Origin of the sequence: Nostoc sp., from assembly GCF_036917935.1 — a bacterium.
Classification (GTDB): domain Bacteria; phylum Cyanobacteriota; class Cyanobacteriia; order Cyanobacteriales; family Nostocaceae; genus Nostoc.
On sequence record NZ_JBALEL010000030.1, the window covers coordinates 45,192 to 59,900 of the forward strand.

The 14,709-nt window shown below is 40.0% G+C and carries 9 protein-coding genes; 6 read left to right on the plus strand and 3 right to left on the minus strand.

From position 1 onward, the window contains the following. Window positions 1-1,375 precede the first annotated feature (1,375 nt). The 3 genes from V7K62_RS13280 to V7K62_RS13290 all read left to right on the plus strand — a co-directional run bounded on the left by V7K62_RS13280 (window position 1,376) and on the right by V7K62_RS13290 (window position 4,780). Window positions 1,376-2,791, plus strand: coding sequence for a substrate-binding domain-containing protein (locus V7K62_RS13280; RefSeq protein ID WP_334864602.1), 1,416 nt, complete (start codon window positions 1,376-1,378; stop codon window positions 2,789-2,791). A gap of 1,124 nt (window positions 2,792-3,915) precedes the next feature. Next, window positions 3,916-4,344 (plus strand): hypothetical protein, encoded by a 429-nt coding sequence (locus V7K62_RS13285; RefSeq protein ID WP_334864604.1) that lies wholly within the window; start codon window positions 3,916-3,918, stop codon window positions 4,342-4,344. 202 nt (window positions 4,345-4,546) lie between these two features. Continuing rightward, window positions 4,547-4,780: a DUF3134 domain-containing protein gene (locus V7K62_RS13290; RefSeq protein WP_094350689.1), complete on the plus strand. Its 234-nt coding sequence runs from the start codon at window positions 4,547-4,549 to the stop codon at window positions 4,778-4,780. A 174-nt stretch (window positions 4,781-4,954) separates the two neighbouring features. Here the strand turns inward: V7K62_RS13290 and mltA are convergent, their stop codons facing one another. Both mltA and V7K62_RS13300 read right to left on the minus strand, forming a co-directional pair. Beyond that, the gene (gene mltA / locus V7K62_RS13295) at window positions 4,955-6,247 is read right to left on the minus strand and encodes a murein transglycosylase A (protein ID WP_334864606.1); all 1,293 of its coding nucleotides are present in this window, start codon (window positions 6,245-6,247) and stop codon (window positions 4,955-4,957) included. 111 nt (window positions 6,248-6,358) lie between these two features. Next, window positions 6,359-7,705 (minus strand): proton extrusion protein PcxA, encoded by a 1,347-nt coding sequence (locus V7K62_RS13300; protein WP_334864608.1) that lies wholly within the window; start codon window positions 7,703-7,705, stop codon window positions 6,359-6,361. Window positions 7,706-7,792: 87 nt separating this feature from the next. Between V7K62_RS13300 and V7K62_RS13305 the strand changes: the two genes are divergently transcribed. Together V7K62_RS13305 and V7K62_RS13310 are read left to right on the plus strand one after the other, a co-directional pair. Beyond that, window positions 7,793-9,964, plus strand: a complete 2,172-nt coding sequence (locus V7K62_RS13305) for a recombinase family protein (protein ID WP_334864610.1) — start codon at window positions 7,793-7,795, stop codon at window positions 9,962-9,964. Window positions 9,965-10,201: 237 nt separating this feature from the next. Continuing rightward, window positions 10,202-12,601: a variant leucine-rich repeat-containing protein gene (locus tag V7K62_RS13310; protein WP_334864612.1), complete on the plus strand. Its 2,400-nt coding sequence runs from the start codon at window positions 10,202-10,204 to the stop codon at window positions 12,599-12,601. Window positions 12,602-12,668: 67 nt separating this feature from the next. On the opposite strand, the gene V7K62_RS13315 is transcribed toward V7K62_RS13310, so the two are convergent. Continuing rightward, on the minus strand, window positions 12,669-13,181 hold the full coding sequence (locus V7K62_RS13315) for a YidH family protein (protein WP_334864614.1): 513 nt from the start codon (window positions 13,179-13,181) through the stop codon (window positions 12,669-12,671). A gap of 168 nt (window positions 13,182-13,349) precedes the next feature. Here V7K62_RS13315 and msrA point away from each other — a divergent pair, with 168 nt between their 5' ends. Continuing rightward, window positions 13,350-14,018, plus strand: coding sequence for a peptide-methionine (S)-S-oxide reductase MsrA (msrA, locus tag V7K62_RS13320; protein WP_334864616.1), 669 nt, complete (start codon window positions 13,350-13,352; stop codon window positions 14,016-14,018). The last annotated feature ends 691 nt before the right edge of the window (window positions 14,019-14,709 follow it).

Here is a 14,709-nt window from a genome sequence, read left to right on the forward strand (position 1 = left end):
AAACCCAACGCCCCAAAATCTTGTATGTGTTGGGTTTTACTCCGTAACCTACGAGATATTGCTACGACTCAATCTACGTGTTGAGCGCATTTTATCTAAAATTGGTATAACTTAGTGCCTTATATACTAGGGATAAAATGCCTTAAATGTTGGTATAGCCCTATTTGAAAAGGACTCAGAAAGTAATGGCACTAAGAAAAGATATAGCCCTTGCCCTGACTGGTTAAGAGCCTGGAGGCTCTTAACCAGTCAGGGAGGCTCCGCCTCCAGTAGCTTGACGGGAGGCAGAGCCTATGAGAATACATTCCCAGCCTAGAGGCTGGGAACGAGGCGACACATGCCTTTAGGCTTTTCTTAGTGCCATTCGACTCAGAAAGCCTGTTTTTACCTACACCACAAAACCCCTACTAGCACTGAGCCAATAACGTGAATGGCACAATTAATGATTTCGTTAGGTAGCATAAACCACTATTTATTCTTTTTGATGTCGTGAAAAACACAAAAAATCGTGAAAAATCCACAATTTTGACAGAAATAGTCATAAACTCTAGATTCAAAAAAAGTTTAAATATTGTGCAGTTTGTCAAGCAATTAGTAACCTTTATTAAATACTGATTAAAACCTCTAAAAAAATCTTAATCAGCAAAACCACATATTAAGTGAAAGATTCCGATTTTTCTCTGGTGAAAGTAATAAAAATCGCCATGAAAACTACTTTTCAAACACCTCTAAATCCCCAAAATATATTTAAGCTTTTTAATCATTCCATAATGTAATCATGACTTGAGCTTTACCTTAGCATTATACTGTTGATTTCGTTGGCAAAATTTAACAGCTATTATCTATAGCAGTTCTAAAAGATTCGTGAAATTCTGACTTTCTTTACTTCGTACTTAGCGGTAGTTTGTATCAAGCTGCTGCATATTTACATGAAAGAAAGTAATTTTCATAATTCCGATTAAATTGCCATGCCAAATAAGTAAGTTAGTAAAATTAAACATGGCTTTATAAAAGGGAATAAGAGGCTGAAAATGGGAATTGATGCATGACTCATAGTACCTAGTAACCACTCCCTTATACTAAAGCTACTGAATGTTTATTTATACAAATTTACATTGAAAATGTAGAGCTTCTAACTAGCAAATGATTATGTCATAGGGTAGACCAGCAATAGCTTAACACCCTCTGCATCTTTAAAATCTTGCCTTTAATTAGCTCTAAAATCTGAAGATTTTTGTGCAAATTTATAATTTATAAATAAACCTTTTTATACACATTTATTGTGCGTTTACAAGGTTATTTATAATCGCTAATTTGACACTTGACTATGATTTGATATGGTGTTGAACCGGAAATTAATTTGAAGGAGTATGACATGGTTTTTTATTGCGATCGTCAATTGAATAAATTAGCAAGTTCAATTACTGTACTTGCCATAGCAACTGGTTTAGTAGTAGGTCAATCTGCTACTCAGAAATCTCTAGCTCAGACCTCCACCACTCCTCCCCCAGCTGGAGTAACCTCGATAAATGGTGCAGGGGCAAGCACTGTAAATACTTTGTTTGTCGGTACAGGAACTTCCTATCCTCTTGCTCCGAAAGACTCATGGTTTAACGCTTACGGCGTTGGAAATGCTCCATCCCTGAATAACAATGTACCTCCAGCCCTAGCCGGATTCCCAAACGGAACTTATGGCCCTGTGAATTCGAGCATTACATTCAGATATGCTTCAGTTGGTAGCGGCACAGGTCTAACAGCTTTTTTCAATCAAACCGTACCACCAGTACCACCTAATACTGCGACTATCTTAGCCCCAGTATCTTTTGCCGCTACTGATGACCCCGTATCAGGAGCAGAAAGAGTTATTGGCAGTCCCAACAACGTTCCCACCCCCGCAGGCACCCCCCAAAACCCTGTTCCATACATCCAAGTGCCTGTGATTAGCGTCGGAATCGCGTTAGCTTACAACCCCGCTGGTCTAACTGTCCCAGCAGGTGGAATTAAGCTTTCACGAGCTACTTACCTTGGTATTCTTAACGGCACCATCACAAATTGGAATGCTCCCCAAATTAAAACAGATAACGGCGGTGCAGTAATTTCAGTAAATAAGCCCATCGTTGTAGTACGTCGTAGTGACGATAGTGGTACTACTTTTGCTTTAAGCAGTCATCTGAAAGCGGCATTTGGTGCTACATGGAACAGAGGAGTTGGTAAAAAAAGTATTGCTCAACCTGGCAGTGGTATACCCAATCCACTACCAGCCGATACAGTCGTTTGGCCAGCCAGTTTCCAATTTGCTTCCGGAGGTGGAGGTGTAGCCACTAAGATCAAAACTACTGCTGGTGCAATTGGTTATGTGGATAGTGCTGCGCGGTTAGCTAATAGTCTGGAAGCTGCTGTCTTAAAGAACAAGGCAGGTACTTACAATGCCATCTCATCAACTTCAATTTCAAATGCTTTTGTCGGTGCGACTGACCAAGATACAAATGCTCGGCGGATTAAACTCGTAGTTACCGATCCAGCAGCTGCAAATGCTTATCCGATTGTTACCGCAACTTACGTGCTATTTTATGACAAATACGCAAACGTTAACGTAGCAAATGGTATTAAAGGATTTATCAACTGGGCTTTAGGAGTACCACCTGTTCCAGCACCAGGAACAGATGTGACAATCGACCCGAACAAAATAGCTATAGCTAGGGGATATGCCCCTCTTCCTGATGGGATTAAAACTCTATCTAGAGGTGTTGTCAATACTTACGTGAATACTGTTTTTAATCCCGCTCCATAATTGCGTGAATACCGTTTTTAGTAGACTTCTTGCATAAATCAAAAAAAGAACCCCACCCCGCCTTTGACTTACGTCAAAGTCTCCCCTCCCGAAGAGCGGGGAGGGGTGTTAGGGGACTTTTGCAAGAGGTCTAGTGTTAGCCGCCCTTGCCTCTTTTAGATTTATACAGCAGATTTCAATTTTTCTACGAACGCGAACAGCGTGTCAAAGACAGAGGCTACGCCAACCTGAGGTAGAGAAATACCCCACCCCACGCCTCCCCGAACTCGCGGGGAGTGGCGGCAATGCCCGACTTGTTCGCTTTTAGCATTCCCGCTATGAAAGCAAGTGGTGTGAGGCTTGGGAAGGAGTGTACCTCATGTAGTTGCAAAACGCTGTAAATATCTTGGTAAGGATATGAAGATTATGCCCCAGAATTATATTTATAATTCTGGGGTTTTATTTAGGCGATGATTTATGTCAATCACTCATGAATATCTTTACAAGTTGATGGGTATAAATAAATATTCAGATAGTTGGTGATTGCGATCGCTTTTGGACATTTACCGATTGTCCCAGGTGAAGCGATCGCAAGGTTTGGCATCAACGTATGTTATAATCGTATATGTTGAGAAATATTTTCGGTCATGTGACTGACTATATAGACGCCTCTCCGAATCTAAATCTCTACACCCTTTGATTCTGAAGGTGTTTAATGTCAGTTGATATTGCTAATCTATACCAATGAGATTGAAGATGACGACCAAAAACGGGTTTTATCAAAGTATGGATAAAGAGTTTTGGTGTCTCCCAACTAAAAAAGTGGTGAAAAGAGAGGATTTGCCGTTGTAGAAATGGAAACAGACGCCGAAGAAGTAACCGCTATTCAGCCCTTGACAGATATCAAAGAGATAGAGTCATAGTCTCAAATCTAATAGAGCGAATGGCACTAAGAAAAGCCCAAAGGCTTGTGTCACATACTTCCCAGTGTTCAGGATTCCAAAAATTGAAATTTGAGTTAGCCGAACTGTATTGCAATACCTAGCGTGACACTGATACATCCAAGTGTCAAAAAATATGCTAAGAAGAACGGACAAGTCTAGTGTGTCACACACGCAGACAACATACGGATACTACTTGAACTTATGCCCACGGATATAATTACTCGTCCTGAGTCCCTCACAGAAGATTGCTTTTTTACTTACGCCCTTGGGACTGATTTGCATGATACTAATTCGACAGCCAAATATTTACGCCGAATCAGAAAAGAAGATAAACCATATATCGACATAGCTGTTTCTCCCAGACCTGGTTATCGGTTTGAGGTTTGCCTTATCCCTGTTGAAGGGTTCGCTCAAGAGACAATATTGACAAAAGACGGGTTCGCCAAAGCTTTAGCGATTATTTGTGCTGTATCTAATAAAGCTAGGAAAAGATTCCCTTCAGGAAATGGGCAAGATATAGTCCGGTGTCAATTTAGTAACTTAGCTGATGCAGTCGCTGTAGCGAATAGACTGTCTGCATTGCCCTCTGATATGTATGAAACTCTCGTCAAGCTACCAAATGCTTTGTAATATTGTATCCGCTGGAATATTTATGATTAAAACTGACGCGGAGACATTTTAATGGTAAGTAGCTAGATGGACTTGAGATTAAAACCTCAATTGGTCATATTTCGTCTGTTAAGAAAAGGCTTGTCATACAAGACCTTTTAACCTTAATGTACAATTTTGATGTTTTTGTACGCTAACCTGTAATTCAAAGTGAGTTTTTTTTATGCCTATAAGTCCTTTGCGTGAAGAACCTCGTAACCAGCGAGCGCCTGTAATTCGTACAAGTAATGAGTTTATTCTCTTGGAATGGCTAAAGTCAACTGGTCGTCTAATCGAGCGTGAACATCAAGAATCTGAGTATCTAACTGAAGTAGAAGAAATTTCAGAAATGATAGACCTTGATGATATTCCTTACGATCATGACGATGACGATGCTGAGATGGATTTAGAAGCCTAGTAGCGTAATTTGTAATGACGCTCCTACGTCGCTAACGCTGCGCTAACGTAATTCGTAATTCGTATACTGTAAGCGTTTCATTGATTTGGAATGGGTGCTTCATTTACCCCGAAAGGCTAAAATTCCTGACTTATCTAAAAAGTCGGGAATTTTAGTATTAAAATGCGAGTGTGTTTAATTTTTAGACTTGAGTAATAGATAAAATAATTGGCCATTGCTGACTGTAACACCAGCGCGATCGCCTGCGATTTTCCCAGTACCTAAAAAATAATCTACTCTACCTGCACCTTTAATTGCACCTCCGGTATCTTGGTCAAGAACATAGCGACTAACGATGCGTTCCTCCATTTTTCCGGTAGGATTAACAAAAGGAATCGAAGCGTGAATCAACGCTAAAGCACCAGGAGGCATGAGAGATTTATCTGTAGCAATAGAACGCTCTGCTGTTAATGGTACGTTGATAGAACCTTCGGCTGGCTCACCGTGATTTTCTTGAAAAAAAACAAAGCTGCGATCGCGCGGAATATAAATATTTAATTCTTGGGGATGCTTTTGGAAATAGTTGAGAATAATTGGCAGAGTTATACCTTCTAGCGGTAATTTGCCATCATCCACTAATTCTCGGCCAATGCTTTTGTAATTATAAGCGGTATTACCGGCATAACCGATTGTTGTTTGAGTCCCATCGGGAAGCTGAAGTTTCGCCGAACCTTCAATTTGAGTTAGATATGGTTCGAGGCGATCGTGAAACCAAAACAACTGTAATCCTCGCAATTTCCCTTTTGCACTTTGTAAACCATCTGCTCCTTCTAACTCCTCCCGTGTAGGATGAGGCTTAGGCCAGGAGTCGAAATCAGGAGGTAATCGATAAACAGGATAGCGATATTCTGTTGTGGGGACGCGACTGGCTGCGTAAAGTGGCTCATAATAGGCGGTGAATAAAACGGAACCTTTGTTATCTTTACCAACTGACTGGTAAAGAACAAATTCCCGCTGGATGGCGTGATGTAATTCTGTTGCAGAATTAGTTTTTAATAGGAGTTCGCGGAATCTTTTCAAGCTTTTTAAGACGCGATCGCGCGTAATCCCAGCTACCGGATAGTTTTGATAAGCAGCCGCAGCATTAACCGTTTGCAGGTATTGGAGACTGCGTGCGATCGCACTCATCAGTGCCTTTTTGTCTGGTATTTGTCCATAGAGAACTTCATCCAAACAAGATGTATCACCTTGACAACAAGTAACTGGTAGTCTTGGAATTAATGGTGCTTTTTGCTTTTGTGAAAATGTATCTTGATTTTCAGCAGTTAAGGATACTGGCATATCCCACTTTTTCACCTGACATTCTGGCGAAATGAGTTCCCGATCAGCTAAAGATTGCATTCGCACCAGCAAAATCGACAAAACCACAGGTAAGCTGATGGCGATAATTTTATTAAACTTTCCTAACCAAGCAAGCGTTTTTTTCATCAAAATTCAAAATTTTTGAGATTATCCAACCTCGCTCAAATTCCAAAATCAAACATCAAAAATCATTTAATTTTTTCACAACAGAAAAAGTTTTTCCCAATCCCCAATCCCCTATTCATTCATATTACGGTAAGTCGCAACTGCCGAAGGTGATATCCGGTTTAAATATCGGAATATCCAATACTTAAAAATGGTATCTAAAATCACCGGAAATGTGGCAATAAATAAGAAGATAAAATCTCTATTTGCTGGTAATCCCCAATGGCGTGATACACCTTCTAAAAGTACTTCCCAGCCATGAGGAGAGTGGAATCCTACAAAGATATCGGTAAACAAAATGATGATAAACGCCTTGGCACTATCACTAAGTCCATAGACAATATTATCAAAGAAATCTTTAAGCACAGCAATAGAAGACTTGCTGACTACCAAAAGCCAGATAAAAGCAACCACCGAAAAAATATCTGCAAAAACATTTTTGATAGCACCAGAGCTTTCGTGACGAAATTCTTCAGCAAGCTCTAGAGCCTTCTTTTTCATTTCAGTCTCCATCTGCTCTGGCAAAAGTGGAGGGGCTTTGATAATGAGATTTTCAAACTTGAGCTTTTCTTCAAATCTTTGTAATTCTACAAGGGCTTCCTCTTCCATTTCGGAATTGATAAATATCTGCATTTGCTGAGTGCTTCTAAAGCGCTCAATAATTGGGCCGACTACGAAAGCTTTTGCTATTTGATGCGTCAAAAGTGGTACGATAATTAATAGTAAAATAAACCTGAGAGATATTATTGTTCTTCTTTGAGTTTGACGAAAACTCTGAATTACCTCTCGTTCCGAATTAGGGTCTAATTCAACTTGCAGACGACTGATAGTACTTAAAATAGAACGGGGTAAAACACCTATCGTATCGGTTTTACGCTTGATTTTTGATTTATTATCCGAGTCTTGAGTTGGTATTTTTGGGGGTAATGTTGGAGTATTGACGAGCAGCGATTTGTCGTCAGATATCACAGAGTTAACTGGTAGATTTGGAGGTTGTACTACTAAAGCTTTGGAAGTTGTTTGATCGGAAACTGTTGTGTATTTGGATATAACTTGATCGATAAAGTTTAGCTTTTCCAAAACTAAAGAAGGACTTAGATATTCTATACCTGTTTTCTGAGCAGCTTTTTGATTCTCTTCATTTAGAACCCAACGGCTTGCTCTAAACTCCGTCAGCCGCATTCTGGCAATTTTTAATAGCTTGTTGAGGTCTGACTCAAAATAATCCATCACGCTGTTACTGTACATGGCTGAGTCAATGTCTATTTTATTACCATTGAAATGCTTATTTTCTATTTCCTGAATCTTTAATGCTGCATCGTAAGCCTCATGTAAAGAACGTTCAGGAGTCTGTAAGTACCGTCGATAAGCAGCAAGTAAGAAAGAATAGATTTTTTGGCTAAAAACAGAATTTTTCATTGCAGACAATCATCCAGCATTATTTGGTGATTCTTAACCTTAAGTTAACGCACGAGGTATACTAGCAAATCTACAAGGAGAAAGTTTGTGGTTTCTCATTCGGTTTGGATTGTTGGCAGTAGCCGCAGTGGTAAGACAGCTCGCTTGGTAGAGCAATTTTGTAATTGGGTAAAATCGGAAAAGCAATATCATGAATTATTTTATACTAAAAAACAAGGACGTAAAAAAGCTGGTCATATACCCGAATTTTTAGATATTAAACAAACAGAGCCAGGAGTTTTAGTCTTAGCTGCCAATGATGATAATCGTCGAGAATTAGGAGATACAATTGTTACATCTACGTTGGGTAAATATCCGGTTCGTGCCAAGACACCGCTAGGTTTTTTCCAGGATGAAGTTATTTTATTTTGGCCGTTGCTAATTAACTCGTTGAACTTGAAGGCACAGTTTCCGGTACGGTTGCGGCCAGAAACAGAGCAAGAGTTAGCAACCAAACTCTGGCGTTCCCAATTAGACGAAGAAATTTTACGTCTTGCGGGAGTGAATGAATCTCGTATGGTGCGTCGCATCCTAGACTTATTGCAATTAGCAGCTTACAGTGGTATACCTTGCGAAGATATTGCCCAGATTTTGGCCAGGGGTCTGGGGGAAAATACCACAACTTTAGAGCCGGAATTTTTGGCATCTTTGCTGCTAGATTGGCGTAACTGGTGTTTAGAGAGGGGGTTACTGACTTATGGGATTATCACCGAACTTTACAGTCAGCATTTGTTAAGCGATCGCAATTACCAGCAACACCTAGCTAAACGCTATCAGGCGGTACTAGCGGATGATGTTGATGACTATCCTAGCGTAGCGCGTCTTTTGTTTGAGTTGCTGTTAGATCAAGGCGCAGTCGGGGCGTTTAGCTACAATCCCGATGGTGCAGTGCGATTGGGATTGGGAGCAGATCCCAACTATGTAGAAGGGTTAGCAGGGCGTTGTCGGGTAGAAATTTTAACCGGGCCGCCTCCAGAGTCTCTGGGTGAGCAACTCACTAAACAGATGGTGGAATTAGTCACAGAACCGATGGTACTGTTGAGTTTACCTGAGATTGTGCATTCAATTGAAACCACCTCCCGCGCCCAATTATTGCGGCAAACAGCAGAGGAAATTGCTAATGCTATCCAGTCACAGCAAGTGGAAGCAGAAGAAGTGGCGATTATTGCACCAGGTTTAGATGCGATCGCTCGTTATACTCTAGTAGAAATCCTCGTTAAGCAAAACATCCAGGTACAATCGCTGAATGACCAACGTCCCTTAATTAGTTCACCGATCATTCGCGCATTGCTTACCATGCTGGCACTAGTTTATCCCGGCTTGGGACGCCTCGTAGAACGGGATGCCGTGGCAGAAATGCTGGTTGTATTGAGCAGGAAACAACAAATACCAGAAAACTCCTCACTCCTCACTCCTAACTCACTCAGCGCTGATATTGATCCGGTACGTGCTGGTTTGATTGCAGATTACTGCTTTTTACCCCATCCCGATCGCCCCAACTTGCTACCAGTGTCAGCCTTCGAGCGCTGGGATCGAATTGGCTATGCAGCGACTACAGCCTATAATGAGATATTAGAGTGGTTAGAACAGCAGCGATCACAACAAGAATTGCGTTTAATTCCCAGTCCGATTTCCCTTTTAGACAGAGCAATTCAGCGTTTTTTGTGGAATGGTAGTAATCTTCCCTACGAACAACTAGCAGCACTGCGGGAATTATTAGAAACCGCCCAACACTACTGGGAAATTGACACCAGACTACGACAAATTGCCCCAGTTGAGACAACGCCTTACACAACTATTATTGAATTTATTCAACTACTGCGACGTGGTACAATTACCGCCAATCCTTATCCTCTGCGCCCCATTGGTGGAGTCAGAAAGGCTGTCACATTAGCAACTATATTTCAATATCGATCTAGTAGGCGATCGCACCGTTGGCATTTTTGGCTGGATGCTGGTTCACCACTATGGGCGAAAGGTGGCGCGGCGACTTTGTTCGGTGCGCCGTTTTTCCTGCGAGACAGGTTAGGCGAACCTTGGACAGCAGAAGATGAGAAATTGGCAGAAGAACAAAGACTGCGAAGGATTTTGGCAGATTTACTGTCTCGTGTATCCGAGAGAGTTTATTTGTGTCACAGCGATTTAGCAGTGAATGGACAAGAGCAATTAGGGCCGTTATTACCTTTAGTGAATGCCTGTGTAACGCATTCGGTTATGTAGCGGTTTTTGTTTGGATGCAATAACTTTCACCTCTCTCCAAACCTCTCTCCTAAAAGGAGAGAGGCTTTGAATCTTACTCCCCTTCCCTTGCAGGGAAGGGGCTGGGGGTTAGGTTTTTATTGCACTCAACAGAGAAGCGCTATAAATTGTTATCCGATACTAAATCAACCTAGCACTTACTAAAATATCCGATTAAAAATGATATTCCTGAAATAGTAAAAGAGAGTTGTTAAGTTAATGTCACTCGATTCGCTTAAGCAAGAAGCAAGCAATCATAACACTTCACCACAAAGATTACGAGAATTAGCTGCAATTAATTATGAGCTAACGAGATTAGTTGCTGCCAATCCTCATGCCGATAGTGGTTTATTAGGAGAACTTGCCATAAAAGCCAGAACTAACAAAGATGTAGAAATGCAAAGAGCGATCGCAAGTAATCCTAATACACCAACACAATGGTTAATCCGACTAGCGCATCTATTTCCTGAAGATTTCTTTAGCAATCCGGCTTATGATTTATCAATTGTGCAAAATATCAAAAGCAATACGGCTTATGATTTATCAACTCTACAAAAAGTCAACTTTAACTTACTATTAAAGTCTCACTTACTATTAAAGCTTGTTTGTGCATCTAATGTACCAACATCTTTTCTAGAATTTGCTGCTGGCATTTGTGAGACTAATATTAAGCGTATTCGCAATGATAAATATTTTGGACATTTTTCCCTAGAACAGCAATATGGCATTAAGTCTCTTCGGATGGAGATAGGGTATACAAGTACATTCTCTTTTGAAGATTTTTGGAGATGTAGAGAAATTTTAATTGTTATAGCTAGTCATCAGAATACTTCTAGAAAAAAACTATTGGAGTTATCAACATCTGGCGAAGATATTGTTGCAGAAGTTGCTCAGTTACGTCTTGATTGTCCCAATGATGACATGAATTTCTGGGATCAGGTGGCTTTAAATAAGAAACCCAATCTCATTTTTTTTATTCCCCGTAGGCTGATGTTTAAACTGGCTCAATTGCCAGAAATATCCACAAATTTTATAAAAGCAGCATCGCAGCTAGAAACATTTTCAGGAATTCTCAATATTATTGCAAATCATCCAAAAATACCCAAAGAAGTACTCGATAAGCTAGCAAAAAATAGCCTTCCTTTTATTGCTGAAGCAGCAAAACTACATATTAATTATGCTGGAGAATTGGAAACTGGATGGCGCGATTTAGCGGAAAGCAAAATTGATAGAGCGCAACTGTCTATTTCAACTGATAATGAAGAAGCAATTGAACTACGATTGTGGTATATAGGAGCAATTAATGAAAGCACTTTACCTTATTTAAATCAAAAGTCAGTACACGAATATCCAAGTACTTTATTAAAGATTGTTTGTTCTGCTAACACACCTCGACCAATTTTAAATAATCTTGAAAACCACCCCAGAGTTTCTAAATTAATCACTGAATGTATTACTTCCTTAAAACAACGAGAAACAATAGTTTTCGATTTACTTCCGCGAATGCTGCCAATAGATAATACTAAATTACCAACTCGTTTTGACAATCAAATTAACTCTGTAGTTACCGATTTAGACACTTTATTTACGAACTTAAAAGATAGAGCTTGGTGGAAACAAGTAATATGTATATCTATAAAATCAACAAACATTTCCGTATATTTAGTTGATTTGATACAGAAAATAAGGGAAAATAGGAAGATAATATACTACCTACCAGATATGCTTATTGATTTTGAAAAAGGTAGATATAAAGATCATAATTCAATATTTATTAGACTTTATAATCTAGAATACTATGGCGTAATTCTAGCAAGCGCTCCTAGCACTTCACCGCAAATACTATCAAAATTAGTGGAGCATCCAATCCAAGGAGTGAGAGTTTTGGTAGCTACTCATCACAATATTACTCAAAACTCTTTAGATAAGTTAATTGACGATCGCAATCCAGAAGTTAGAGCAGCTGCTTTGGCAAATCCTAAACTTGATTCGATGCTTAGAGAACAATTAGCAAGCTTGGAAAATCCAAATTTATCTTCACTAGATTTACGAGAACTAGCAAATAGTGAGCATACTGCTGTCAAAACTAAAGTTACCCGACATCCTAACGTTGATGCTTCAATTCTGGCAAAACTAGCTGACGATAAGTTAAGCGTCAGATTAGCTGTAGCTAAACATCCGAAAACTCCAGCCGAGATTCTAACTAGATTTACCGAGCATCCAGATCGAAGATTACCTCTAGCAGTTGCTCAAAACCCTGGTGCGCCGAAAGATTTACTAATTCAGTTAGCGACTCAACCCGCAGTCCGTGGGGGATTTTACTTTAATCCACTCAATTTAGCTGCTGTTAAAAGTTTACTGACTCAAGAACCAGAAGCGGCGATTCCTTTTTTGGATCGATGTCTAAAATTTCCCGATCGCCCATCATTTTCTCGCTTTTTGGTTCTGATGAATCCTCGTATACCGAGTTCGTTTCTGGCAAGATACTATAAATCTTGGTTTTGGCCAGAAAGATATGCGATCGCTCAAAACCCGAATACTCACCGCGACATTTGCCAACAACTAACGCAAGACCCCAATAGCATTGTTCGTGCAGCAGCACGGGATACCTTAAAATAGCGTATTCTCACTTAGTCTTTTTCAAAAATAAAATTATATTAATACTTATTAACCATTATTTAATGAGCTATTTAAAAAACAAAAATATTTGTTTGTATAGAGTAGTAATTGTCCCCTTTTTAACATTGAGGTTTGGGGTTGATCTTTGGAAATTTCGGGACTGTGGTTGAGTTGGAACAGAATAATGAGAAGGTATTTTATCACGCCATAGGATTAAAGGAATACAAAAAACTCCCAAAATAATTACTACTCCAGTCATTATCCAAACCATTAACCGGCTTGGTCTATAGTCCCCTTGTTCAATTTGCCAGAAAACTTGATTGTATCGCCACGCAGCTAACACAATTGTGAAAATTCCAGAAATTATCAAAGCAAGACCCAAATTTTCGGAATTAGATAATGGATTTACATGAGGTTCTTGTTGAGTAATGGATAGATTAAGCTGGCGTAAAAATATACCAAATCTGGCGATCGCAATTCCAAAGCTAATCAATGCAATAGAAGTGCGTAGCCAAGCCAGAAAAGTACGTTCGTTCGCTTGATGCTCCCTTTGACGGTCAATTTTCGGTATTTTATCCATGAATATTTTTTGATGCTAAGTTTCCCTTGCTTGATGAATAAGAACAAACACTCAAAGGCATCTGTAAAGAGCAACATAGTCCAATGAGGATTCTTAGAAAACCCCAAGCGATCGCTAGAATCTTTACAATAGTAAATAAGGTAAAGATGTATATCAGAGTCAAAATCAATGGCACTATTTGGATTTGGCAAAAAGGAAGTTATACCCACTGCTGACGAAGCTTTGTCAGGAAGGGCACAATCTATGTCAGTACCGGCGGCTCATTATGTCAACAAGAATCCCCTGAAGCCTCCTTATCCCGATGGATTAGAGAAGGCAATTTTTGGCTTGGGCTGTTTTTGGGGTGCAGAACGCAAATTCTGGCAACTTAAAGGAGTTTACACTACCGCAGTCGGTTATGCTGCTGGGTTGACACCCAATCCCACTTATGAAGAGGTATGTAGTGGACGAACCGGCCACAATGAAGTGGTGTTGGTTGTGTTTGATCCCAAAGTGATTAGTTATACCGAACTGCTCAAAGTTTTTTGGGAAAGCCACAATCCCACCCAAGGAATGCGCCAAGGTAATGATGCTGGTACTCAATACCGTTCGGGAATTTATGTATATTCCGAAAGTCAAAAGCAGCTAGCAGAAGCATCGCGGGAAGTTTATCAGCAAGCTCTTAACGGTGCAGGTTATGGCAAGATTACCACGGAAATCTTAGATGCGCCTGAATTCTACTACGCTGAAGCTTATCATCAGCAATACTTGGCTAAAAATCCCAATGGGTATTGTGGTTTAGGAGGGACAAATGTATCTTGTCCCGTGGGTGTAGTTGAATCGCAAGTTAGTAGTTAGAAATGGAGTTGATGGGGTAGTCAAATTAATGTGAGTTTGACGAACCTCTCCCTGCCTTGAACTAAAGTTCAAGTCTGTCCCTCTCCGACTCGGAGAGGGATATTGACTAGACCTTGATACCCTCCTATAGCTCTAATTAATAGTCTAAGAGGATGTTTTAAAAGTGTTGTGCTGTAATTGTAGGCACTTCTAGATCCCCCCTAACCCCCCTTATAAAGTGGGGAACCGGAATCAAAGTTCCCCAATTTATCGGGGGATTTAGGGGGATCTAAAACGTTTTGCTACCGACCAGAGAACTTTTAAAACATCCTCTAAATATTTCCATAAAAAAAGTTGGTTTTCCTTGCGATAATTAGAGTAGCTATTCCAGCAAATGCTCCTCCAAAAAAACATACTGCTATTATTATTATGAGAAGTATTATAGCGTTTCCTAATCACATGAGGTACGTCATAGCCCCCTCTCGAAGAGCGGGGAGGGGGTTGGGGGTGGGGTTCTTGTATCTCACTCAACTGAGAACCGCTATAAGAGCGATTCATTGTCTGGCTGCCACATAATATTAAATTCTTACTTGAGACAAAATTTTTCCACTTCAAAATATTATTGATTATCTAGAGCTAAACAATTTAATAATAAATCGCTTGGCGATGGCAAAAATCCTCCCAAGCGAATACCAGTAAGTGCTAAGGGATT

Bases quoted from the DNA above. Each gene is read 5' to 3' on its own strand.
- msrA (WP_334864616.1), top strand. From the start codon at position 13,350: ATGGCACTATTTGGATTTGGCAAAAAGGAAGTTATACCCACTGCTGAC.
- mltA (WP_334864606.1), bottom strand. From the start codon at position 6,247: ATGAAAAAAACGCTTGCTTGGTTAGGAAAGTTTAATAAAATTATCGCC.
- V7K62_RS13285 (WP_334864604.1), top strand. From the start codon at position 3,916: ATGCCCACGGATATAATTACTCGTCCTGAGTCCCTCACAGAAGATTGC.
- V7K62_RS13310 (WP_334864612.1), top strand. From the start codon at position 10,202: ATGTCACTCGATTCGCTTAAGCAAGAAGCAAGCAATCATAACACTTCA.
- V7K62_RS13280 (WP_334864602.1), top strand. From the start codon at position 1,376: ATGGTTTTTTATTGCGATCGTCAATTGAATAAATTAGCAAGTTCAATT.
- V7K62_RS13315 (WP_334864614.1), bottom strand. From the start codon at position 13,181: ATGGATAAAATACCGAAAATTGACCGTCAAAGGGAGCATCAAGCGAAC.
- V7K62_RS13290 (WP_094350689.1), top strand. From the start codon at position 4,547: ATGCCTATAAGTCCTTTGCGTGAAGAACCTCGTAACCAGCGAGCGCCT.
- V7K62_RS13300 (WP_334864608.1), bottom strand. From the start codon at position 7,705: ATGAAAAATTCTGTTTTTAGCCAAAAAATCTATTCTTTCTTACTTGCT.